The organism is Streptomyces poriticola, from assembly GCF_036689765.1.
GTDB lineage: Bacteria > Actinomycetota > Actinomycetes > Streptomycetales > Streptomycetaceae > Streptomyces > Streptomyces poriticola.
In genome coordinates, this window is the sequence record NZ_JBAGKH010000007.1 from 1 (window position 1) to 23642 (window position 23642).

Sequence of the window (23642 nt, forward strand, 5' to 3'; positions counted from 1 at the left end):
GTACGCCGCCGTAACCTGCGGGCCACCTCCGGCGGCCGCAGCTCCTGCCCGAACATCTCCACGGCCTCAAAGCGCACCACTTCACGCTTCGCCCGCCCCGCCGCGGTCAGCCCGCCGCCATCCGCGTACCTCATGACGAGGATGTAGCACCGCCAACGCCGACTGTCACCCCACCCTTTCAACCTCAGCGTCAACAATCACGGATTTCCACGCACAACAACGGACACCAGCGGAACGCAAATCACGCGCTGACCTGCGAAGAAGCAAGTAGAGGGGAACCGCGTAGCACACGTACTATGTGCTGGCGGGCTCGACGCCGGTCCTGGTTCACAACAGCAACTGCGACTTCAAGATTGGTGTTGCGGACGAGAAGTACGACAAGCACGTCCTGGGTCTCGATGATTCCGGAAACCCCACCCGTAGGCCTGATATGCCGGAATATGACACGGATGATGGGTTTGAAAGGTACGTCGCGGACGCGCAGGCGCTGATGTGTCCCGGTAGCTGCCCTGCCGCCGCTCGTGAAGCTGTCAGAAGTGATGGCGTCATCATTCGAATGGATTCCCAGGGAAGAATAGGAATGAGGAACGGAAATACCATCACTACCTATTTCCGGCCAGATGATCCGCTCGCGTACTTCCAGCGGGAGGCGGCCCGATGACTCACGGTACTGAGAACTTCCGCAACGCGTTCTCTAGCTTTGTCAGGGAGTCGGGTCGGTGGCGTGACGTCGAGCCGGAGGCGCTCCTGTCCCGCTGGAGGACGTTCGTCGAAGAGTGCGAACAGGGTTATCGGGGTGACGCCGAAGACTACTTCAATGATCTGACGTCGAGGGATTCTCTGGCGAGGGCCATGGGTTCTGCGGAACTGCAAAGCTTTCCCGAGCTTGTGCTACTTCGCGCAGAAGTGGAAGCGGTAGACTCAAGATTCCGTGCACTCCTGCTTCCGGATGCGTTTCCAAGGATCCCTGAGGAATCCTGGTGGGCGCGCGGCGTGGTGAGATTTGCGCGTAGGCGCCTGGTGGAGGACTTGAGACGCGAATATCGCCTTGAGGCGGAGCTATTCGAATAGTTGTTGAAGGTTCGCGCAAGTAAAGCGAAGCCCCGTCAGGTGCGTCCTGACGGGGCTTCTGCGCGGTCTGACGGCAGTAGTTGATGGCAACGTCAGCGGACGACTGAGGCGCAGGGTGGCGGTTCGTCGCCGTCGGAGCGTGCCGTCTTGGTGGTCTCCCGGCTGACGAGCGCGGTGCTGAGGGTGTCGATGGCGTCGCGCTGGAGGCGGAGTCGGACGTGGGCGTAGACGGTGGCGGTGACGCCGATGTGGGCGTGGCCGAGGAGTTCTTTGATCACTACGAGTTCGACGCCCTGTTCCAGGAGCAGGGTGGCGGTGGAGTGCCGGAGGTCGTGGAAGCGGATGCGGCGGAGGCCGGCCTTGCGGAGGAGCGTGGTAAAGGCGCGGGTGAGGTTGGTCGGGTCGATCGGTCGGCCCTGCACCGTAGTGAACACGTGCCCGTCGTGCCGCCACGTCGTGCCCGCGGCCTCACGCTCGCGCTGCTGCTGCTCGTGGTGGAGCTTCAGCGACTGGACGCAGCGGGTGGGGAGGGCGATACGGCGCTCGGAGGCCCGGGTCTTGGTGGGCAGCGTGGTGAGCCCACCTGCGCTGGTGCGCTGCAAGGTTCGGCGGATTGCGGCGGTGCCCGCGTCGAGGTCGAGGTCTTCCCAGCGCAGACCGAGAAGTTCGCCCTTGCGGAGTCCGGTGTGGAGGGCGAGTTCGAACAGCGCGCGCAACCGGTGTCCGCGCGCTGCGGTGAGGAGGTGGCGGGCTTCGTCGGCGGTGAGGGGTTCGAAGCGTCGGGGCCGTGGGGTGCCGGTGCGGACGTTGCGGGCGACGTTGCGCGGGATCTCTTCCTCTCGGACGGCGTGCTCCAGGGCGGACTTGAGGACGGAATGGATATAGGTGAGCGTCAGCGGGGAGAGCGGCTTGTGGCAGCACTGGCCGGCGGCGCAGCAGCGGGGCTGGTCGCGCCGGGCGTCGATGCCGCGCGTGCAGCACTGGCAGGTGGTGCGGAGCTGGTTGAGCCAGGTGCGGACGTCCTTGGCAGTGAGCTTGGCCAGCTTCTTCTTGCCCAGACCGGGGACGAGGTACCGGTCGACGCAGGCGGTGTAGCGGGTGTGGGTGTTCTCGCGGAGGTGGTGGACGGCGACGTTCGCCAGCCAGTACGTCAGGTACGCGCCGACGCTGCCCTGTGCGGAGGGCACAGGGAGGCCACGATTGCTGGTGGCGATCTTCTCGGTGAGCTTGGCCAGGGCTTCCTTGCGCGTAGTGCCGTAGACGCGGATGCAGCGGCGGGTGTTTCCAGGGGCGAGGACGTATCCGGCGGCTTCCCAGCGGCTGTCCTTGCGCTGGTAGACGGTGCCGTCGCCGTTGGCGCGGGTTCGGCGGGAGGCGGGGGTATCGCGAGGCGTGGCCATCAGACAGCTTCCTGTTCGAGGTGGGTGCGGATGAAGTCGGTGAGGGAGTGGGCGGGGATGCGGCGGGCGCGGCCGAGGGTGATCGAGGGGAGTTGCCGGGTGCGGAGGAGGTCGTAGACGGCGGTGCGGCCGAGTTGGAGGCGTTCCATGACCTGGGGGACGGTGAGGAGTTCGGTGCTGGCGGTCACGCGAGGGCCCCCGTCCGGACAGCGCGGGGCAGCCGATCAGTGGAGTGACCGACCAAGTGACCGGTGGAGTGACCGGCGCGGTCGGAGCGCCGGGTTCGGGTCGGTTGCGCAGGTCGGGTCTGTCGTGTCGCGGTCAGAAGGTGGGCGAGGTGTTCGAGTTCGGGCAGGAGGCCGGTTCCGGCGTACTGCCAGTGGGAGATGACCAGCGTCGTGTCCGAGTCCACGCGCCGACCGGTGATGTCGTGGTGACCGGGGATGGGGTCTGGGGGTCGGGTCGGCGGGTTCGCCAGGCGGTGCGTTCGGCTCGGAGGTGGGCGAGGGTGGTGGAGTAGTGGCGGGTGCGGGTGGAGAAGTGGCCTCGGAAGCCGAGCATGTGGGCCCAATGCCGCAAGCGGAGGTGGGCGTGCTGGGGGCGGGTGGCGAGGTGCCAGGCGGTGTGGATCATGCGGCGGGCGTGGTCGGTGATGTCGAGGCCCGCGAGTTCGGCGAGGAAGCGGAGTCGGTGGTCGAGGGTGCCGGTGGTGGTCTCGGCGCCTTTGGTGGCGTACTTGGCGATGTAGCCAGCGACGTGCCGGTCGGTGACCGGGCCGCCACCGGTGAAGTCCGTGCCGCGGATCGCGCGGACGTCGATCTGCCGTCCGAACCGGAACACCAACCGCCGAGCCTGATCTGAGCCTTGGGGCGGGGACGCGGAGACGTATCCAACGGGCTGCCGTTGCTTCGGCGGTTCGCCCTCGTGGTGGACGCGGGTGCGAGCGGCGGCGGCGCGGACCGCGTGGTCGAGGAGCTGGGTGGTGGCCCAGGCGGGCGGGGTGCTGCCGGGGCCGGTGGGTCCGTCGATGCGGATGACGGCGTGGAAGTGGACCTGGCCGCGTTTTTGGTACCCGGCGACCTTGGCGTAGGAGAGCGTGGCGTGATCGCGCAAGGACCGCTGCGTCAGCCCCGCGGCCTTGGCGATTTCCCGCCGCAGGTGGGTGGTGAAGCGTGCCCACAGGGCCGGAGCCTGCGCGTTCCACAGCACCGCGCCCGCGTAGTCGTACCGCTCGGGATCGAGCGGCGTGCCCAGGAGCGAGTCGTCGTCCGGGTGGGAATGGCCGCAGCGGCAGGGGCCGGTGTCGGGCTGGTTGTGGACGGGGCCGAAGCCGGGGGCGGTGAGGGTGGCAAACACGCGCGGGTGCGCGGCGACGCTGGCGGGGACGGTCTTGCCGCCGCGCAGTCCGGCGGCGATGAGCTGGTAGGTGTCGTAGCGGTAGACGGTGGAGCAGGCGGGGCAGCGGGTGGCGCGGCGGTTGCCGCAGCGGACCAGCAGTTCGCCCGCCGGGAGCCGACTGGAGTCGAAGTGGCCGAGGATCTCACCGGTCGCGCTGTCCAGGCGGGTGCGGTGCCCGGTCAGGCGGATCGGGTGCGCGCAGCCGCCGAGTCCGGCTATCTGGTTTGCGAGGGGTGCGAGTTGGCCGGTGGCGGCGAGCTTGGCCAGCTTGGCGGTGAGCCTGGCGCGGCGGTCCAGCGCCGACCGCCCACCCGCAGGCGCGGCGGTGGCCGGGTTCGGCGGCGCGGTCGGCATGGCGAACGTAGACGACCGCCGGCAAGCGGTCGTGGCGTTGGCGGGGTACGGGAGTGAGAGCTGTGCGGGCATGCGGAACGGGGCCTTTCGGCGGGAGCGCGGAAGCGGTACGCGCGAGGTGGTGTGGGCAGGCCGAAGTCGTCGGCTCACAGATGAACGGGGCGCCTCGGAGTGCGCGCGGGGGCCGGACCGGGGGTTGGTCGGCGGGGCGCGGTGGTGATCACCGGCGGGTGCGTGACGTTAACATCGCCTCACCGGCGCATTCAAGTGCATCCCTCCTGATTCCTTTCTGCTGGGTGGGTGGGACGCGGGTAGTGTGAGGCCGGTTTCCGGGTTTGGACGGGCCGAAATCCGGTGGTAGTGGGGCACGGAAAGGCGGGGGTGACCGGCGTGGTGGTGGGGCGACGCGGGCGCAGGCCGGCGGGCGGCGGGGTGCAGCTGACGTTCGAGGTCATCGCCGAGACCTTGCGAGAGCGGATCTGCTCAGGCGGTCTGCGGCCGGGAGATCCGCTGCCGACGCAGGCCGTGCTGATGCGGGAGTTCGGAGCGTCGAGCCTGACTGTGCAGAAGGCTATGACCGTGCTGAAGGACGACGGGTGGGCGGTCTCCCGCCCCGGCAAGGGCGCCTTCGTTACCCACCGCGACCACCCCGGCCGTGAGGCCGAGGCTGATGACCAAGACGGCAGGAAGGTGACCGAACCCGCAGTCGGAACGGCGGCCCGCGTCGAGGCGCTGGAGCGTGCCCTGGCCGACGCCGTCGAGGAGATCGCCGACCTCCGTCACCGCGTCCAGGCCCTGGAGACGCCCGGCGACGCGCAGGGCCACTGACCCGCCGCGCCAGACGGGCTCCGGGGCGTGCGTTCAGATTTTCTCTACGAGGTTCAAGGCGGGCCTGCCCGCCAAGGCTGGCCGCCGTTGCCGACAGGCCCCGCCGTCTGCTCCCGCGATCAGGCGCTACTGGAGACACCGAGCCGACGCGGCAGCCGGGCTGCGGGAGCGGCAACCGGCCAGATCACCGGGATGACCGGCAGGGCTCCTGGCAGAGCAAGCTATCGCCTACGACCGTCCTACGGCCGGATCGCAGGCAAGGGCCGACCATGGGGCCGACCCTTCACATGCGTCGCGCAGGCTCACCGAGGGCGGTGGCTGGCACCACCTCCAGTGGGGGAGTGATGCCCCGGCGGCCCACCCTCGCGGCGGCCCCTCCGGCCCCGGCCTCGCGCCGCCAAACTGGGCGACGCACCAGCCCGGCCCATATATCATCGGCGCTATGGACAGCGGGCGGTACTCGATCGAGATCGAGCCGGAGGTACGGCTGTGGCTGGAGAACATTCCCGCCCAGCACTACAAGCAGGCCGAACGCGTCGCCGACCTGCTCGCCGAGCAGCCCACCACGCTCGACGAACCGCACTCCCGCCACCTGGGCGGCAAGCTCCGCGAGCTGCGCTTCCGCCTCGGCGATGCTCACCAGCGCATCACCTACTGGCTCGCACCCGACCGCCGTGTCGTGCTGCTCACCGTGTTCCGCAAGACCAAGATGCGCGAGCAGGCCGAAGTGGACCGCGCCCACGCCGCACAGCGATTGTGCGAGGCAGAGCATGAAGCCGCTGCCGAGCACGACTTCTACAGCCGCAATCTCAAGGAGAACCGGTGAATCACAGCGAATGGAGGACCCGTCGCCACCGCCAGATGCTGGGCGAACACCTGGACGCTGACCCCGAGTACGACCGGGTCTACGAAGAGGCCGGCCTCGCCATGACCCTGGGCAAAGCCGTCTACGACCGGCGTAAGCAGCTGGGCCTGAGCGAGGCCGACCTCGCTGAGCGCATGCACGTCGACGTCGATGACATCGAAGGCATCGAGACGGCCACCGAGCTGCCCCCCATCGCGGTCATCATGCGCCTGGCCCGCGCATTGGACCTCACGGTGGACGTGCACCTCGCCGGCGGAGACGAGCCCACCGTCACCATCGTCGCCCCAGCGGCCTGAGGCGGGGAGGAACCATGCAGGAACCGCCTTCCGCGCTCGCCCGTGAGCTCGGGCAACTCGTCCACGACCGGCGCATCGAGCTCGGGCTGTCCCAGGCCGAGCTGGCCGAGCGGTGCGGGATGAAACAGCCGCAGATCTCCCGCTTCGAAGGCGGCGGGACCGTGCCCACACTTCCCCTCCTGCGCCGCCTGGCTCAGGCTCTCGGCGCCGACCTGACCATCAGCCTCACCCCGCACGACGAAGCCGCTTGACACGCATTCGGAATTCCTGGAATTCCCCAGGCGGTGTAGACCACTGACGGCAGTAGTGACGGCAACAAGCGCGAACGCCAGGGCACAGCCACGGACGTCGGCGGAGCACGAAACCGCTGATGACCTGCGAAACCGCAGGTGGGGCGGGGTTGCGTAGCACACGTACTATGTGCTGGCGGGGGCCACGCCGGTTCTGGTTCACAATGCAAACTGCATTGTAGGAACCCGGCAGTTTGACCACGCTTGGGACCAGCATTCACCTGGAGGGGCCTACCATAAGGCCGGAAAGGTGGAGAATGTATTTGCCGATGGCATCGACAAGACTCGATTCCGGAGGATGGTGGATGAGGCGATCAAGAACGGGACGCAGGTTCCTAGGTCTAAGTCTGACCCTCGCGGCGGATATTACATCGACTACGATTTCGGTGACGTGGAAGTCGGTGCGATGGGCCAGAATGGAATGAGGATCGCCGTTGATGGTGCGGGGAACTTCGTCACCGCGATGCCGAAATTCATGTACTAGGGGATGAAATGATCTCGTTTACATTCATGCCTCGCACCGACGATTCATCCTGGGATGCTGATGGCCTGTCGGGGCTCTCGGCCCGCATGCTAACGGCCGATGACCTAACTTTTCGCTACTTCAGCTCCGACGTAGTGATCGGTGATGGGTGTAACGAGGTTCAATTGAGGACGCCTGGCCTCCCCGTCGTGGACTTTGTCCTGATGCTTGTTCAACTGTGCCGTGAAGTCGTATCGTCCGGTGAATCAGTTGTGGAGTCTTCGCAAACTCAGGATTCGATTACAGCCATGAGGGTCGGGGATGTGGTGGAGCTCTCCTACAGCTTTTCTAGTGTGGTTTCAACGGTCTCTCTGCGTGACTTGAAGGAGGCCCCAATCGGGGCTCTTCAGTCAGCCCTTGAGGTGCTTTTTTCCGCTCATGGCGACTTGAGGTTTAACAGGTATCTAATCGAACTTGCCGACCTCGTTCGATCGGGCTGATCGGATTTATCGCCTCACAGAAGAGCTGAAAACAGGAGCCCCACCGAGTTACGCTCGATGGGGCTCCTGTGCCGTTTGACGGCAGCGATGACGGCAACGTCAGCGGACAACTGGCGAGGCGGGCGGGTCGTCCGGGGCCTCGTTGGTCCAGCTGAGGGCGTCGTTCAGGGTGTCGATGGCTTGGCGCTGGAGGCGGAGGCGGACGTGCGCGTAGACGCCGATGTGAGCGTGGCCGAGGAGTTCCTTGATCACGACGAGGTCAACGCCTTGCTCCAGGAGCAGGGTGGCGGTCGAGTGGCGGAGATCGTGGAAGCGGATGCGCCGGAGCCCGGATCGGTCGAGGAAGCTGCGGAAGCGTCGGGTGAGGTTGGCCGGGTCGAGAGGTCCGCCCGTTGGGGTGGTGAAGACGAAGCCGCTGTCTTTCCAGTCCGGCCCTGCCGTCTCGCGTCCCTTGTCCTGCCGTTCCTTGTGCTCCTTGAGGGAGTATAACTCACCGATATGACCAGGCGCGAATACGTCGGTTCCGCCCGTGACAGACTGGGCCTCTGAGTCTCTGCTTTCTCAGGTCAGGACGACGACCCTGACGACCCACCCGCCGCAGCCGTCGTCCGCCGACGTTGCAGTCAAGAACCGCAGAAGCCTCGCCAGAATACTCTGGCGAGGCTTCTCGCTATTCACCTGACTTTCGGCCTCAGTCAGATTCCCGCCAGCGCGTTACAGCTCGCAGTACAGTTTACTGCGTCGCGACCGTCGCCAGGGGCTGGCGCTGGCGCCATTTCTCGCCCCGCCGTTCACCACCGGGCATAATGGGTCACCTGGTACGCGGTGGCGCCGGTTAACCCTGGCCCTCTGCCGTCGTTCATGTCGAGGACCTCGAAGCCAGCGTCCTCCGCATCACCGCCGCACCCCCGCTAAGTTCGAAGACCCGCTAAAGGTTCATGCTCGGAATCTTGGCAGGGTTTCCGTACGACATGACTCTTCTCAGGCCGGCCCGCATCTCATGAATGTCGATGCCGGAGGCGATGTTCAACGGTACGACGTTAGAGGGCAAGCCTAGTGCTTCAACTGCTCCATCGTCAAAGCGTAGGCAGAGGACATCCTGCAGCAAGGAAACTTCTTCAAGGCCGCCATAGTACACACCTCCGCTCTCGTTCACGACGCAGTAACTGTCGGTCTCGTTCCTCACGTCTTGTTCTTTCACCTCGTCACTCAGACGACGCTGGAAGTCAAAGTAATAGCCGTCGCTCTCCGCATCTTCCCCGTCACCAATGAAAACGGTGAAAGTCGCACCAGGAACTGCCTCCCCGACGACTAGTGCCGCGATCGTCCAGTAGGGGGATGGGTGAGTCATTTGCCCCAACACCATTCTTTCTTACCTTGCTTGTACACGAAAGTCGCCCCCAGCTCCCGGGCCGCCTGCTCCATGCGCGCCTGGCAATTTTGGCATGGTGGATTCAGTCCATGAATGGTTACCCTGTCGCCCGACTTGATGGGTGCCAGATTTGAGTAGGGATCCCCATTGATGTCCATGCTGGTGGTACCAGACATTCGGATCACCCGAGTCTCCGTATGGGACTTCGATTGACTCTCCCCGCTGCTCATGCTGCCGCTTCTCAGGCTATAACTGACGACCAGTTGACCGTCTCGGGTCACCTCCACCCTGGCCCAGTGTGTCTTCGTAATGGTCTTACCTGTTATGGAACCTTTCCGGTCCCGCGCTTTCCTGTCTCCGTAGGTAGGCTTGCCTGACGCAGTCATCGGCTTATGGGCGAAAACTGAAGCCAGAATACCAGGGACCAGATAATAGCCACTCGCCGTATTGATACCGGCTTCGGCCATGTGCTCGTCGTATCCGGGACCGAAGCCGAAGCCGGGCTGGCCCCACCCTCCGTCACCCCAGCATCCGTCGTCCCACATCCAGGCCGTGCCGTCGAGGGCGTAAACAGCGTTCGATGCTAGGCCAGTAATGACCGCTTCAAGTGGACCGGGCCCCTCTACTGCCGCTGCACTCAGTGCATCGTGCGTGCAGTTTCCCTGAAGCACTGAACAGGAACCGAAGCGTCCCCCGCCGCTACTTTCCACAGCAGCGGTTCCGGACACTGCTCCGCAAGGGGCAACACAGAGATTCTTCGGGGCGGCTCCCTCGTTGGGGCGGCCGTTTCCTGCTGTTCCGTCGTGGCGGGTGGGGCACCCTGGATTGCCGCCGGAGCCGCAGGCGAGGCCCAGGCCGGAGGGGTCGGAGAAGGTGAGGGGGTTCTGGGCGGCGTAGCTGTAGCCGTTGAGGGTCTGGTGTTTGTCGGTTTCCAGGAGGGGGTCGACGCTGATGAACTGGCCCAGGGTCGGGTCGTACTGGCGGGCGCCGATGTGGGTGAGGCCGGTGTTGGTGTCGTGGGTCTTGCCGAGGAAGCCCTTGTCGTCGGGCCAGGGGCCGTGGACGGGCGTGCCGCGGTCCTCGTCGAAGGGGGTGGTGCGGCGCTTGGTGAAGGCCTGGCCGATCCGGTCGACGGCCAGATGGGAGGTGCCGTGGTGGTCGGCGAAGAGGAAGGTGACCTTGTTGTCGCCGGTCTCGTTGGTGCGCAGGGCCCCGACGAGGCCGCCGGCGGCGTAGTAACGCTGGGCCCAGGTCGTGCCGTCGGCCCGGAGGTGGAGCTCGGTGGCCCCTGCGTAGAGGACGCGCTCGCCGTTCTCCGTGGCACGGATCAGCAGGGTGCCGTCGGCGCCGTAGAGGTAGTCGGTGGACTCACCGCCCTCCGTGAGGCGGGCCAGCCTTCCCGCCTCCGACCAGGCCAGCGTCTGGGGTGTGCCGGTGGACCCGCCCGGGCGCTTCGTGGTGTTGCCGGCGGTGTCGTAGGCGTAGCTGCGCTCCGGGGTGGCGCAGTCCGTCCCCGTGGTCGTGCCGGTCAGAGCGTGGAGCTGGTCGGCCGGGCTCGGTCATCAAGCCCTTGACGGACAGTTCGCACCGCCACGGCGTACGAGAGTCCACCGTTCGGCTGATCCGGGGCCGTGTGCCAACGGTACCGTCGAAGCGTTGCCGCAGAACGGAGTTCGCCGTGTCGCAGAGCATCGAGGAGCACACCGGCGCTCGGATCGCCCGCATCCGGAAGCAGCGCGGTCTGACGCAGCAGGGGCTGGCGATGCGGGCGCACGTGTCGAAGTCGCTGTTGTCGAAGGCCGAGTGCGGGCAGAAGCCCGCCTCCCCGGCTCTCGTCGCCGCCTGCGCCCGCGTGCTGGGAGTCTCCACGTCCGAGCTGCTGGGGCAGCCCTACGCCGAGGAACTCCGCAGGGATCGGATGGACTCGCTGATCCAGCCGATCCGTGAGGGGCTGGAGAACTGGGACATCGCCTTGGACTGGGAGACCGCTCCGCGCCCGGCCGCGTTGATCTGGGTGGATGTCCAGCGGGCTCTGGAGCAGCGCAGGCAGGCGCAGTACACGGACATGGTGCGCGATCTGCCCGTGCTGATCGACGAGTCGGTGCACGCAGTGCACACAAGTACCGGGGAGGAGCAGCGGCTGGCCTACGAGTGCCTGGCGGAGACGTTCCGTTGTGTGTTCACCGTGGCTTGGAAGCTCGGCTTCCTCGACCTCGCGACCGTCGCCCTGGACCGGCTCGCGTGGACCGCGCCGCACGCCGACGAGCCGGGGCTGGCCGCCATGCATGCCTTCCTGCGTGCGCAGACCACGCTGTCGTCGGGGCGTTACGACCTGGGTCTGCGGGTCGTCGACCGTGCTCTGCGCGACCTCGACGGACAGGACTCGCGCCGCCCTGCGGGCATTGAGGCGATGCGGGGCATGCTGCACTTGCGCGCCGCTACCATCGCCGGGCGGATGAAGGACCGATCCCATGCGGACGCGCGTCTGGCCGAGGCCCGTGCCCTTGCCCAGACCACAGGGGAGCTGCCCGACTTCGGCGTCACCTGGGGACCGGTCAACGTCGGGGTGCACGCGGTGGCCATCGCCTCAGAGGCCGACGACTTCGGGCGCGCGATCGAACTCGCCGAGAACGTACGCGTCCCTCGCGGCTGGACCCGGTCTCGCGCCGGGCACCACTGGATGGACCTCGGCCGGGCCCACGCCTGGTCAGGGCGCTTGGAACAGGCACTGGACTGCCTGTACCACGCACGGCGCACCGCACCGCAGCAGACCCGCTACCACCCGACCGTGCGAGAGACCGTGCTCGCCCTCAAGAGGCAGGAGCGGACGCGAAGCGGCTCGCTGGCGCAGTATGCAGAGTGGGTCGGGATATAGCGGATTTCCGGCGGGAGGAGTTGCACTCTTCGGTGCAACTGCAGTGCATCACCGATCGGCAGGCTGACGTCTCATCAGGACCCCCGCGACCGGGCGAACGGTCCGAGGGCATGACCAATGCTGACAGGGAGCGTCGACGTGCCGCACCGTATCGCCCGCATCTGCGAGCCGCTGCTCCGGCTGCTCCGGCCGGCAGCGGGCCGCCATCGCAGACCTGATCACCCGTCCGCCAGCCTTGTAGAGGCGTCGACCGTATCGCCCGCACCGGCCGCCCCCGTACTGCGCGGTGAGGACGCCGGGCTGGTTCGCCCGTACCTGGCCGCGCACGATAGACGGGAGGAGCAGAAGCGGCAGGCCCGCCGTCGAACGCTCCGGCTGGCTGTGCGCGGCATCGACATCGATCACCGGCTCATCCACGCAGCGGAGGTCCCCGCATGTAAGAGCGGTACCGGACAGCTGCGCCTGCTGCCGTGGGCCGAGCCCGGAGGCAAGCCGTGCTATCTCTCAGGCGACGGGACCGGATACCTGTCCCGGCTCGCCGACAGCATGGAGGCAACTCAGCTCGGCCTTGCCGAAGAACTCCTCCAAGAGGCCAAGCACGCCTTGGAGAAGCGACAATGGACGCCGGGCGAGCTGCATCTGCTGGCAGTCCAACTGACTGAAGCCCTCGGCAGCGTGCACCGCATCGCCGTGAGCCGCGGCGCACGCCTACAAACACCCGCTGATGACGATCCCGACGCCGCGGACCACCTGAAGGACGCGGATGGCGAACAGGACGACTCACGCCCAGATGCTTACCGCTGACTGCGCTCGCGAAGGAACAGCGGGGACAACCGGCTGACCCTGGGAATTCAGCGGGTTCGGGGAGTTTGACGTCCCGGTAGCAGAAGGGCGCCTCACATTTCCCGGCCTGTCAAATGGACACCTGGTACGGATCACCAACTACGCCGTCATCCTTCGACCCGCAAACAGATCACGAAGCAGGCTCCAAACAGCAGACCAAAAAGCCCGATAAAGATCCAGGCAACCCCGAGGAAGAACGGGCTACCAACGATTCGAGCCGCGACTGTCGACTTTGCCAGCACATCCTGCCGTACCAGAACTCTTGGAATCCTCCCGCCTAGCAACACGAGGACTCCAGCAGCTAAGAATCCAAGACCCACGACAAGAAATATGAGCGCGAACAAAAAGGGCACCTCACCCACACCCATTCAGGCGACCTGCGAATTCACAGGCAGATACGGAAATTCACGAAAGGATCACGAAAACGACACCGAAAGCAGTCATGAAAACTCCTAGTGTAATTGCCATTACACCGACGGCTTTGAATGTTCCAGTAGCCCTTCCGTCTCCTGGGGCGAGATTGATAGGGGACGCTTCCAGCCGGTCTCTGAGTCCGCGATGATTGGCCACAATTGCGACACCGAAACCCAAGCAGGAGAGCCCGAGGATTAGGGGCATAATGAACATATGAAGTAACCTCTACTATTGTGGAGACTAGGGTCGTCGGCTCGAGAGGCGTCAAACCTTCGGGCTGACGACGACGAGTACACTAGCTGCAGCCTAGCCGCAGCGAGCAACCCCATGTGTAGTTGACGCCCGTTTCAATTCCGCCCTCGATTCCAGGTCCACCACCGACCTGCGTAGCCCATACAAGTTCACCCTTGCTATTCCTTACCCACGAGCCGTCGAGATTGAAGCTGGATTCATGGCTGGCGACGCCTCCGAGACCATAGTGGGCGGAGATCTCTTTGTCCCATCCCCAACCCCGAAGTTGGTCCAGCGAGTCAGCGTTACTGCTCAGCCCGGTGAGGTCAGCGGACAGGCCCGCACCGACCCCCGAGATCGCCGGTGAACCAGTTACGCCGAGATCCCATTCACCATCGGCGTTCCGACTCACCATGACGCAGCCCTCCAGACTCCCCATGAGTCCCACACCTCCAGAAACACTTAGGCAGCCGCCCCACGTATTGGGCTCACTCCCGATGCCGACGACGTCGAGCAACTTACCCAACCAGTTTTTTTGAGTCTCAGGCTTGGTGTCGGGACTGATGTTGGTTTTGGTGCCGGAGCTCGGCCGCGAGGTGGTCTCCAGCCAGCCCTTCGGAGCCGGAGTCGAGGGCAGGTCGAGATCGCGGCTCCCCGGGATTCCTCCGAGGCCGGTGGTCTTCATGCCCTTGACGAGTGGGGGGCGTGTTCCGCAGCGGCAGGCGCGGACCGGACCTTCGCTACCGCTGCTGGCCTTCTTGCCGCTGCTGACAGGGACGCCGTTGCGGCAGTTCTTGATTTCGCCAGTGTGGCATCCGGGGACACCGAGGCCGGTGGGGTCTGCGACGGTCTGCGGGTTCTGGGCGGCGTAGCTGTAGCCGTTGAGGGTCTGCCCGATGCCGGTTTGCAGGAGGGGGTCGACGCTGATGAACTGGCCCAGGGTCGGGTCGTACTGGCGGGCGCCGATGTGAGTGAGGCCGGTGTTGGCGTCGTGGGTCTTGCCGAGGAAGCCCTTGTCGTCGGGCCAGGGGCCGTGGACGGGCGTGCCGCGGTCCTCGCCGAAGGGGGTGGTGCGGCGCTTGGTGAAGGCCTGGCCGATCCGGTCGACGGCCAGATGGGAGGTGCCGTGGTGGTCGGCGAAGAGGAAGGTGACCTTGTTGTCGCCGGTCTCGTTGGTGCGCAGGGCCCCGACGAGGCCGCCGGCGGCGTAGTAACGCTGGGCCCAGGTCGTGCCGTCGGCCCGGAGGTGGAGCTCGGTGGCCCCTGCGTAGAGGACGCGCTCGCCGTTCTCCGTGGCACGGATCAGCAGGGTGCCGTCGGCGCCGTAGAGGTAGTCGGTGGACTCACCGCCCTCCGTGAGGCGGGCCAGCCTTCCCGCCTCCGACCAGGCCAGCGTCTGGGGTGTGCCGGTGGACCCGCCCGGGCGCTTCGTGGTGTTGCCGGCGGTGTCGTAGGCGTAGATGCGCTCCGGGGTGGCGCAGTCCGTCCCCGTGGTCGTGCCGGTCAGGGCGTGGGGCTGGTCGGGGTCCTTGTAGCAGTAGGTGGTCTTCGTCGTGGTGGTGCTGGTGTGCTCGGTGGCCGTGGTGCGCTGGCCTGCCGTGTTGTACGTGTAGCTCGTCCAGTACGGGGCCGGGCCGGAGAGTGCGTTCGCGTCGCGTTCGTCGCCGCAGTCCTGGGAGGCGGGGGTCCAGGCTTCGGTCAGGCGGCGGTGGCCGTCGTAGGTGAAGCACTGGGTCTCGGCGCTGCTGGTGCCGCCCAGGGTGGTGGGGTCACTGATGGACGTGACGTTGCCGGCCTGGTCGTAGGTGTAGTTGAGGCTCTGCAGCTGGTAGGGGTGGGTCTCGTCCTGTACGAAGCTGCGGGTCAGGCGGCCGGTGCCCGCTTCGAAGTCGTTGTTGACGTAGACCTTGTCGTTGGTGCCGTAGGTGAGCTGGCGCGGCTCCGCCAGGGCCGAGTAGTCGATGTCCGTCAGGTAGACACCTATCTCGGTCAGGTTGCCCAGGCCGTCATAGCCGTACTCGGTGAACTCGTGTTCCAGGCCGCCGAGTGCCGGGTCCCCGGTGTGCTTCACCGTGCCGTTGAGGTTGTACTGCGTCTCGAACTGCAGGGTGGCGGACTCGCCCGCCTTGACGAACGGGTCGCTGTCCGGCAGCCGCAGTTCGGTGTGCGTGGCGCGGCTCATGCTGTCGTAGGCGGTGACCGCCTGGGTGTAGGCCTCTCCCGTCTTGCCGCCGATGTAGCGGGTGGAGGTGGCAGGCAGACCCTTGAGAACCGTGTCGTACGTGTAGCCGGTGAGCTGGTTGGCGTCGGTCTTCGAGCCCGCCCAGGTGGCGGTGGGGCGGCCGATCTCGTCGTAGGCGCTCAGGATCGACTTGCCGCGTGAGTCGGTGGCCTTCACGACCTGGTCGAGGGCGTTGTACTCGGTGGTCGCCGCGCCCTTGTCGGGGTCGTCGGCGCTGGTCTGGCGGCCGTAGAGGTCGTAGCCGTAGGACCAGGTCGCACCGTCCGGGCCGGTGATCGTCTTCTGTCGGCCGTCCAGGCCGTACGTGAACTTCGTGGATGTGTACGTCGGGCCGGGGCCGGTGCCGTATGCCGGGTCTGCCGGGCTCGTGCCCGCGTAGTCGCGGGTCTCGATGGTCCGACCGCGGATGTCGGTGATCGTGCGCTGGGCCGTTCCGCCCTGGACCGCAGTGGTCGCGGTGGAGTCACCCGTGTAGCTGGTCGTGGTGGCCCACTTCTTGGTGCCGTTGACGTAGAGGGTGCTCGTGGTCGGGCGTCCGGCGCCGTCGAAATCCGTCTCCGTCTGGGTGGGGGCATGTCCGTACTCGGCCCGGGTGTACGTGCCGTTGGGGGTGCTGGCGCTGTCGAAGATGTCCGCGTACGTCTCGTAGGCGAGGCCGCGGGTGTCGTAGCGGGTGTCGGTCAGCACCCGTCCGCCCTCGGGGGTCGGGGACTGGGTCTGCAGCGGGCGGAGCAGGGAGTCGTACAGCGTGTAACCGGTGTTGTACGTGCCCGAGTTCGTCAGGGTTCCGGTGGACACCCAGGACGGCTTGCTGTTGTCCAGGTGGTAGCCGAACTTGACGTTCGGGCCCTGGCTGCTGCTCGACCGGTTGGGCAGCCATACGCCGGTGAGCCTGCCGAGCGCGTCGTACTGCTGCTCGGTCTTCTTGGCGTTCGTGTCGTAGGTGCGCAGTGGCTGACCTCGGCGCGGATCGAGGTAGCTGACCGAGTAGTGGCCTTTCGGGTTGGTGGTGAGGGTTCTGGTCAGGGGGCCTGCCTCAGCAGGGCGGTAGGCGGTGGTGGTCGTCTCACCCGCGGTGTCCGTGACGGTGACGGGACGGCCCAGCGTGTCGTATGTGGTGGTTGCGGTCGTCTGCCAGTCGGCGGGCAGACGCTGGCCGTCGGGGCCGGGCGTGGTGGTGTAGCCGGTGGGGCGGCCCGTCCACGTGGCCTCGCCCTTGGTGGGCTTCTGGTTGGCGAGCCAGGTCGTGGCGTCGGTCCTGTCGTAGACGACGGCCGCGTCGGCGAGGACGTCACCCGGAGTGTTGCTGGTGGCGGGCAGGTTCAGGCTCGCGTCGGACACCGAGCACGGCTTGGCGACGGTGCGGGTGCGGGAGACCAGGCTGGTGATGCCCGCGTCCGGGTTGCGGGCGTACCAGGTGCGGGTGCAGGTCTCGTCGCCGCCCACACCGCCCTGGCCCCAGTCGTCGACGGCTTCGATCATGCCGAGGTCGTCGTAGCGTTTGGTGGTGGCGTGGGTCCGCCAGCCGTCGGGGGCGGTGAGGTATGTACTGGTGTAGGTCGTGGTGTTCCTGACCCACAGCGCGACGTGGTCGGCGGCGTCGGGAACCGTCTGGCCGGCGGTGTTCTTGTACGTGTAGCTGTAGAACTCGCTGCTGATGGGCTGGTTGCCGTTGTAGGTGACCGTCTGGCGTGGCTGCCCCTTCCAGCGGTCCCTGTCGTACGCCGCACCGAAGTCGACGTCCGTGTCGAGCAGCGGGGGGACGGTGACGGACTTGGTGGTACCGTCCTGCTTCTTGTCCCCGTGCATGCCCTGCAAGTAGCGCGTGACCGTCTTGGAGCGGGTGCCCCCTGCGGCGCCGGTGTGTGCGGTGACGGTGCGGTAGCCGCGCCAGTCGGACCAGGTCCGCTCGTCCTTCGGCGTGAACGGGTCGTCCTGGTGGTGCCAGGCGGCGCCGCTGTAGGCGTAGGCGTACTCCACGGCAGGGTTGTTCGCGGCGGCGTCGTGCACGCCCACGGCGAGGACCCGGTACTTGTGGAACCAGTCGATCGACGCGTTCTGTGCACCGTTGATGTGCCAGTACTGCGGATAGCAGGAACGGGTGTTGGTGTCCGGCGCCGCGCCCTGGACCTCGCTGCGCTTGCACTCCGGGGCGGACAGCGTGACATCGGTGATGGCGCCGGTCTCGGTGGTGATCGTGGAGATGCGCGGGCGGGTCAGCGGGAGGATGTCGTCGGTGGCGTCGACCCGGTTGGGGCGCATCTGATACGTGAAGCGAACGGGGTCGACTGTGATCGACGTGTCGCCCGCCTTGCCGGTGCGCTTGATCGACTCCAGGGTCAGGACCTGGTCGGAGCTGTCGCCGATGTCACCGCCGTCCAGGTACCGGCCGCTCAGGGCCCAGGAGTCCACCGGGTCGTAGGCGTCGCTGGTGGTGTTGTAGGAGGAGGTGTCGACGCCGGTCAGCCGCTTGCGGGTGAAGAAGGAGGGGCCGGCGGCGTTGCAGTCGTCGTCGTCCTTGGAGCAGATCGCGTCGAAGGGGACGTCGGGCCAGTTCTCCGCGGTGTCCTCGGTCAGGCTGGAGCAGTCTTCGGCGGTGCAGCGCTCGGCGTAGGTGAAGGTGACCTTGGCGTCGGCCTTGTCGGTGAAGAGGGCGCCCTTGCGCAGGCCGTACTCGATGCGGTTCAGGTAGCCGCCGCGGGTGTAGGAGGCGTCGGCCTTGGTCGCCTTGTTCTTCTTGTAGTGGTTCGACTCCTTGGTGTACCAGTACGTGACCGCGTTGCCGTGGGTGTCCTCGACGTAGTCCAGGTTCCAGCGCCAGGCCTGTGTCAGCGCGCGGTCGGCGAAGGCGCTGCCGCCCGAGTAGCCGGGTTCGCCGGAGTCGTCGCCGAAGACGGGCGCCGTCCAGGTGGAGTTGGTGCGCTGGGCGCCGGCTCCGTCCAGCTTGTTCAGGCCGAACACGTACTTGGTGCCGTCGCCGGTGACGACGGTCCAGTACTCGCCGTCGTTGTCGCCGTTGTCCGCGCCGGTGGACCGGGTGACCTTCGACGCGTCGTCGTTCTGCAGACGCCACTGGCCGCTGTCGTCATCCTTGATGAGCCGGGTGGACCGGCCGTTGAGGACCAGGCTCGCGTTGTCGTACTTCCAGCACTGGTCGAAGACGTCGTCGTGGCCGTCGTCGTCGCAGCTGCCGTAGCTGCGGGTGATGTAGGACTCGGTGAGGGTGAAGCCCTCGCCCACGGTGGTGGTCTGGTTGTTCGTGGTCGCCGTGCGGCCGTCGATGCTGCCCGAGTCGTAGGACAGCGAGAGCGGGGGCACCGGGCCCGCCGCGGCGGGTGGCAGCGTGAAGTCGTAGGACCAGGTGAAGGAGCCCGAGCTGCCGCCGGCCTCCCAGGAGGAGGACGCCGACAGCTTCGTCGCCGAGTAGTCGCCCGTGCCCTTGGGAGACTGGCCGGAGCCTGCTGCGGCGGCGGTGACGGCCAGAACCGTCGCGCCGGAGACGGCGGTGCCCGCCTCGGCCATGAGCTGCGTGGAGGGGCCGGACGGGGTCGAGCGGTCGAGGTGGGCCTTGGCGGTCACGTTCTGGCCGTCGATGTCGTTGTGCGACGGGAGTGGTCTCTGCTTGCGGCACTCTGCCTTGTCCGGTGTCGTCAGCGCACACGCAGGCAGCTGCACCAGCTTCAGCCGCTGGGACCAGCCGCCGCCGACCGCCGAGGCGAAACCGGAGTAGTCCACCTTGACGTCGGCCGGGCCAGGGGTGTCGGCCGCGACCGTCAGGAGCACGCCCGTGACGCCCGCCTTCCGAGCGGCCTGCTGGTCCAGGACCGTGACCTGTGCGTCACCGGCCGCCGCAGGGGAGTCCGCCGCGGGGCGTGAGGTGGGCGAGGGCGCCGGCTTCACGGTCACGGAAATGCCGCCCGGTTTCGCCGTGCGGTCCGAGCCCTGCTCGAGCGTGAGCGATGCGGAGCCGCGCTCGGGCCACCGGGCCTTGCGGTCTCCGTCGGCCTGCTCGGCCTGCGCCGCGTTGGCCTTGCGCTCCTTGGCGACCTTGGCCCGTGCCTTCTTGGCGCCGGGTCCGTCGAAGGCCTTGACCTTGGTCACCGGGGACTTCGGCACATCGGGGCGGCCCAGGCCGCCGGGTTCCGCCGCCTGGGCGACCTGTGCCAGCCCCGTGGGCACGATGAGGGCCAGGGCGAGCGACTGGCCCAGAAGGCGGCTCGCGCGGCGTCGCGCTCCCTCACCCGATCGCCTTGAGGTGCCTATGCCAAAGACCATGGTTGTGCTCCACCCAGTCCCTTGAGAAAGAAGTCCGCTCGTCTGACGCGGGCCGTCGCTGCGTCTGCCATCGGCCGGTGTGGTGAGGACATCAGGACCGCCGGGATGTCCTCACCGGGCTGTCCTCAGTCGCCCACGGTCTCGCCCACCTGCTCGAACGTGGCCATCGCACCGGCCCACACGCGCACCTCGGCGACCCTGGCGGGCAGGTGGTGTCGCCACGTGCCGTCCGAGAGGCCCTTGCCGACGGCGAAGTCGCCCGATCCGACCTTCGCCGTGAACGCCGTGGAGTCCCCGTTCTGGCCGTTGCTCAGGTAGAGGCTGATCGTTCCCTTGGCGGCGTCGAAGACACCGGTGAGGCGGACCATGCCTCCCATCGCAGCGCTCTGCTCGGAGGTCACCGCGGAGAAGGTCCCGTCGGCGTTCAGCCTGCCGAAGCGCCAGTAGCCCTCGGGGACGGTCTTGTCCTCCAGCGTCTCCTCGTCGAAGACGGTGGTGCTGCCGGTCCGCTCGTACCAGATGCCCCAGGCCGACCCGTCGGCCGTCCGCTGGCCCACGACCTGGCCGGTGTAGCCGACCGGCTTGGCGGCGAGCTTCTCCGAGTCCAGCGCGGCCAGCGTCGTGACCGTGAAAGAGCCGGTGTCGTCGACCACCGGCCCGGACGCCGTGGCCGCGTCGTCCGTCCCGTCGAAGACCATCGCCTCGCCGTCCAGTGCCGCACCGCCCGTCAGGGACAGGGACCGGCCGTAGCCGGAGATGGTGTCGGGGACCGTGGTGCCGCTCCCCCGCTCGGCCGCCCAGTCCGCGACGAGTTCCACCGCGGCGCGGTTCGGTGAGTTCATCGGCTGGGCCTCGTCGGCGATCTGGTCGTCGGACAGGGCCTGCTGCCAGGCGGTGACCTCGTCGATGGAACCGGCGAAGTAGTCGGTGTAGTTGCCGCGCCACCACACCCTGCCGATCTGCATCGGCCCCTCGGCCGCCCACACCGCGGAGACGGTGTCACTGCCCTGCAGCCGACCGTTCACGTACAGGCGGATCTGCTGGTCCTCGGCGTCGTACACCGCCGCGAGATGCGTCCAGACCCCGCGTGCGGCCGGCTGGGTGGCCGTCACCTTCTGCTCGCCGATGTTGCCGTCCGTGGCGTCCTTGGGCGAGGTGCTCAGCGTCCAGGTCTTGTCCGCCTCCCGGTAGGTGAGGTAAAAGCCGCTGTAGACGTCGCCGTCCTGGCCCAGCACGGTCTGGTTGCGCGCGACGCCCGGCTCGAGCACGGCCCAGGCGGAGACCGTGTACGAGGCACGGGTGTCCACCACAGCGGTGCTGGTGGCCGCGTAGTCCGTCGTTCCGTTCAGCGCCAGGCCCTGGTCCGTGACGGGCGTCCCCAGCAGAGTGCCGTCGGCGTCGTGGGTGATCACACCGCGGCGTCCGCGGTCGTCCCGTGCCGCTCCCCCGAAGAGGGTCGCGTCGTCGCGGCCGTCGACGGTGGCCGAGTCGACCGCCACCCCGGACTCCTCGTCGAAGTGCCACTTCCCGACGGGCTCGTCACCGGAGTCGACCAGGAAGTCGGTGACGGACTGCCCGCCCCAGCCGAGCTTGTCCTTCGCGCGGACGTACACCCGGTACAGACCGCCACGAGTGGGCGTGATCTCCGCCGTGGCCGTCGCGCCCGTCAGTTCGGCCGACCATGCGGCACCGGACGACAGCTTGTACTGGTAGGCGGTGTTCGTGTCCCCGGCTGCGGGCTTGAACCTCAGCGTCGCCGTCACGTCCGGCCCGCCGCCGGCCACACAGGCGTCTGCGGTGCACTCGGTGTACGGACCGTCGATGGTGATCTGCGGTGGCCTGGGCGGCTCGGAGTCGACCCGGAAGTAGCAGAAGCCGTCGGAGGCCGCGCTGCTCAGGTGGTTGGAGCCGTAGTACGACCACGTCCACGCGTGGTACCGGTACAGCTTGCCGTCCGTCAGCTTGGACCAGTTCATGGACAGGGCGCGATCGTCACCGACGTAGCCGGTGGTGGGGCTGAGCGAGCCACTGGCCGGCGGGGTGACGTCGGTCCAGGTCTGATCGGCGTTCTGCACGTCGATGTCGAAGTAGACCCGCAGCTGGGCCTCGTCCGCGCCGCCCGACTCCGTCTGCGCCGTAGCCTTCAGCGTCGGCGTGGGGTCCGACACGATCGCCGGGTCGCTCGCGTTGGGCTCACACACCGGCGCGCTGCTGCTGCCGCCGCCCTGCAGGCCGACGTCGGTGGGCTTGTCCGGGAGCCCGACGAAGTCCACTGCGAGCACCGCGTCGTTCCGGAACCGCTTCCACGCGGAGGTGTCCGACTCGTTGTTGGCCCGGAGCTGCAGGGTCAGCCGGGAGAACTTGCCGGCCGCGAAGTCCCGTACGGTGGGGGTGAGGTTCTCGTTGGGTTCCCCCGGATTGTCGTTGAACTCGATCGCCGCAACCGGCGAGTCCGGGTCGCACAGCGAACCGCGTCCGGCCGACACGGACCGGTCGACCATCCAGTCCAGCTCCTTCGGCCGCGACGACCACGTCGTGGACGAGGAGATGTTGTTCGTGCGCACCAGGTCCACCACGCGCGCCTTGCACTGGAACGCCCACGACTCCGTCACCCGGAACGTGGCGTCCAGGATCTTCTTGCCCTTCAGGCTGGCCGGGGAGAACTCGAAGTACAGGCGCTGCACATACCCCGGACCGCACTTGTAGCCGTTCCAGGTGCCGCACTTGCCCACGCCCTTGCCCCGGTTGTCGTCCCCGTTGCCCCAGCCGTAGGACTCGTAGCCGTCGCTGCGCAGCAGGGTGCGTTCCGACTCGCTCCAGCTCACGGTCGGATCGATGAAGAGCGGGAACACCGACTCGTCGGTGGTGGTGAGCATCACCGCGTCCGGGACGACCGACAGCGAGTCGTCCCCGACCTCGACGTCCATACGGGTCACCGTGTCGCCCTGGCCCGGTTCCAGGCCAGAGCCGGACGGCGCGGTCTCGGCCGGGTCCGCCGGATCCGCCGGGTCCACCGGGTCCGCCGGGTCCGCCGGATCCACCGGGCCGTCGGTGGCGGCGCCGTCCCCGGTCGCCGCCGTCGTGACCATCTGCGGCTGAGGACCACCGGTGTCGTCCTGTCCCGCCGAGTCCCACATCCGGGCCGGCGGCGCCCGGAACACGGTGGCGCCGTTGCCGTCGACCGCGGCGAGGTTGCCCACGGCGCCCTCCTGAACGTGGAGGTGCTCCGTCTTCAGGCCGAAGGTGAGCTTCTCGAGGTCCTGACTGGCCGCCGCCTCGGGCGTCTTGACCACCAGCACGTGCTGGAAGCTCTCCGGCGTCGCGGTGAGCTTCAGGTCGACGTCCGGCAGGACGTCGGGGTACGTGGCGCTGGGGCCGTCCAGCGTCGGAACGGGCAGCTTGCCCGGCCAGTCCAGGGCGAGGGACCGGCCCTCGTCCTCGATCCTGGCCAGCGGGTCCTCGTCCCCGCCGCCGGAGAACGTCATCTCCACGGCCGCGCCCTTCGGGCCGACCGTGCCGTCCGACCGCTTCACCAGCGTCGCGTCCGGTGCCTGCCAACCGCCACCGGGGGCCGGGGCGCGGACCGGGACGGACGACTCCTCCAGGGTGAAGGTGGCGCCGTCCGGGTTGGCGAACACCGTGGTGCGCTCGGTGCGTTCGCGGGTCACCTCGACCTGCCGGCCGGTCCTCTGTGCCTCCTCCAGCGCCTGCTGCCCCTCCGACAACGGCGCCGTGGCGGGCTCCGGGTCGGTAGCGAGGGCCACCGGGCCGGGCACCAGTGTGGCGACCACCGCGGCGCAGACCGCCGCGGTCAGCCCGGCGGTCCGCCGCCGGGACCGTCTTCGGTCCGGGCGGTCCGGGCGGTCCGGGCGGTCCTGTCCTCCGGTGCCGCCGTCCGCTCCGGACGCCGCAGAGTCCCCACCCC

Annotated in this window: 15 protein-coding genes and 4 pseudogenes; 9 read left to right on the plus strand and 10 right to left on the minus strand. The window is 67.6% G+C overall.

The window, feature by feature from the left end; genetic code table 11:
- Positions 1-134 (minus strand): annotated as a pseudogene (locus tag V5O46_RS32070) (IS630 family transposase); the annotation flags it as partial.
- 164 nt (positions 135-298) lie between these two features.
- On the opposite strand from V5O46_RS32070, the gene V5O46_RS13300 reads away from it, so the two are divergent.
- Positions 299-661: a hypothetical protein gene (locus tag V5O46_RS13300; protein WP_332884775.1), complete on the plus strand. Its 363-nt coding sequence runs from the start codon at positions 299-301 to the stop codon at positions 659-661.
- A gap of 502 nt (positions 662-1163) precedes the next feature.
- Here the strand turns inward: V5O46_RS13300 and V5O46_RS13305 are convergent.
- From V5O46_RS13305 to V5O46_RS13315, 3 genes are all read right to left on the minus strand, one after another.
- Positions 1164-2471 carry a tyrosine-type recombinase/integrase gene (locus tag V5O46_RS13305; protein ID WP_332884776.1) on the minus strand — a complete coding sequence of 436 codons (1308 nt, stop codon included), beginning with the start codon at positions 2469-2471 and terminating at the stop codon, positions 1164-1166.
- Complete coding sequence (locus V5O46_RS13310) at positions 2471-2659, minus strand: helix-turn-helix domain-containing protein (RefSeq protein ID WP_332884777.1); 189 nt, start codon at positions 2657-2659, stop codon at positions 2471-2473. Before V5O46_RS13310 ends, V5O46_RS13305 begins: the two co-directional genes overlap by 1 nt.
- Before the next feature lie 133 nt (positions 2660-2792).
- Positions 2793-4223 carry a replication initiator gene (locus V5O46_RS13315; RefSeq protein WP_408648986.1) on the minus strand — a complete coding sequence of 477 codons (1431 nt, stop codon included), beginning with the start codon at positions 4221-4223 and terminating at the stop codon, positions 2793-2795.
- Between the two features lie 381 nt (positions 4224-4604).
- Here V5O46_RS13315 and V5O46_RS13320 point away from each other — a divergent pair, with 381 nt between their 5' ends.
- The 6 genes and pseudogenes from V5O46_RS13320 (at position 4605) to V5O46_RS13345 (ending at position 7465) form a co-directional block, all read left to right on the plus strand.
- Positions 4605-5051, plus strand: a complete 447-nt coding sequence (locus V5O46_RS13320) for a GntR family transcriptional regulator (protein ID WP_332884778.1) — start codon at positions 4605-4607, stop codon at positions 5049-5051.
- Positions 5052-5493: 442 nt separating this feature from the next.
- Positions 5494-5877, plus strand: coding sequence for a type II toxin-antitoxin system RelE/ParE family toxin (locus V5O46_RS13325; RefSeq protein WP_332884779.1), 384 nt, complete (start codon positions 5494-5496; stop codon positions 5875-5877).
- On the plus strand, positions 5874-6212 hold the full coding sequence (locus V5O46_RS13330) for a helix-turn-helix domain-containing protein (RefSeq protein ID WP_332884780.1): 339 nt from the start codon (positions 5874-5876) through the stop codon (positions 6210-6212). Before V5O46_RS13325 ends, V5O46_RS13330 begins: the two co-directional genes overlap by 4 nt.
- 35 nt (positions 6213-6247) lie before the next feature.
- A pseudogene (locus V5O46_RS13335) lies at positions 6248-6463 on the plus strand (helix-turn-helix domain-containing protein); the annotation flags it as partial.
- A gap of 289 nt (positions 6464-6752) precedes the next feature.
- On the plus strand, positions 6753-6986 hold the full coding sequence (locus tag V5O46_RS13340; protein ID WP_332884781.1) for a hypothetical protein: 234 nt from the start codon (positions 6753-6755) through the stop codon (positions 6984-6986).
- A gap of 26 nt (positions 6987-7012) precedes the next feature.
- Positions 7013-7465 (plus strand): hypothetical protein, encoded by a 453-nt coding sequence (locus V5O46_RS13345; RefSeq protein WP_332884782.1) that lies wholly within the window; start codon positions 7013-7015, stop codon positions 7463-7465.
- A gap of 99 nt (positions 7466-7564) precedes the next feature.
- On the opposite strand, the pseudogene V5O46_RS13350 reads toward V5O46_RS13345, so the two are convergent.
- The 4 genes and pseudogenes from V5O46_RS13350 to V5O46_RS13365 form a co-directional block, all read right to left on the minus strand.
- Positions 7565-7954 (minus strand): annotated as a pseudogene (locus V5O46_RS13350) (tyrosine-type recombinase/integrase); the annotation flags it as partial.
- Between the two features lie 439 nt (positions 7955-8393).
- On the minus strand, positions 8394-8816 hold the full coding sequence (locus tag V5O46_RS13355; protein WP_332884783.1) for an Imm10 family immunity protein: 423 nt from the start codon (positions 8814-8816) through the stop codon (positions 8394-8396).
- Positions 8813-9304, minus strand: a complete 492-nt coding sequence (locus tag V5O46_RS13360; protein WP_332884784.1) for a hypothetical protein — start codon at positions 9302-9304, stop codon at positions 8813-8815. The genes V5O46_RS13355 and V5O46_RS13360 overlap by 4 nt, the downstream gene beginning before the upstream one ends.
- 306 nt (positions 9305-9610) lie before the next feature.
- A pseudogene (locus V5O46_RS13365) lies at positions 9611-10384 on the minus strand (RHS repeat-associated core domain-containing protein); the annotation flags it as partial.
- Positions 10385-10515: 131 nt separating this feature from the next.
- Here V5O46_RS13365 and V5O46_RS13370 point away from each other — a divergent pair.
- A complete protein-coding gene (locus V5O46_RS13370; protein WP_332884785.1) occupies positions 10516-11712 on the plus strand; it encodes a helix-turn-helix domain-containing protein in 1197 nt (398 codons plus the stop codon).
- A gap of 138 nt (positions 11713-11850) precedes the next feature.
- On the plus strand, positions 11851-12516 hold the full coding sequence (locus tag V5O46_RS13375) for a hypothetical protein (RefSeq protein WP_332884786.1): 666 nt from the start codon (positions 11851-11853) through the stop codon (positions 12514-12516).
- A gap of 748 nt (positions 12517-13264) precedes the next feature.
- On the opposite strand, the gene V5O46_RS13380 is transcribed toward V5O46_RS13375, so the two are convergent.
- Both V5O46_RS13380 and V5O46_RS13385 read right to left on the minus strand, forming a co-directional pair.
- Entirely contained in the window at positions 13265-19717 is a 6453-nt protein-coding gene (locus V5O46_RS13380; protein ID WP_332884787.1) for an RHS repeat domain-containing protein, read from the minus strand.
- 125 nt (positions 19718-19842) lie between these two features.
- A complete protein-coding gene (locus V5O46_RS13385; RefSeq protein WP_332884970.1) occupies positions 19843-23202 on the minus strand; it encodes a LamG domain-containing protein in 3360 nt (1119 codons plus the stop codon).
- Positions 23203-23642 lie beyond the last annotated feature (440 nt).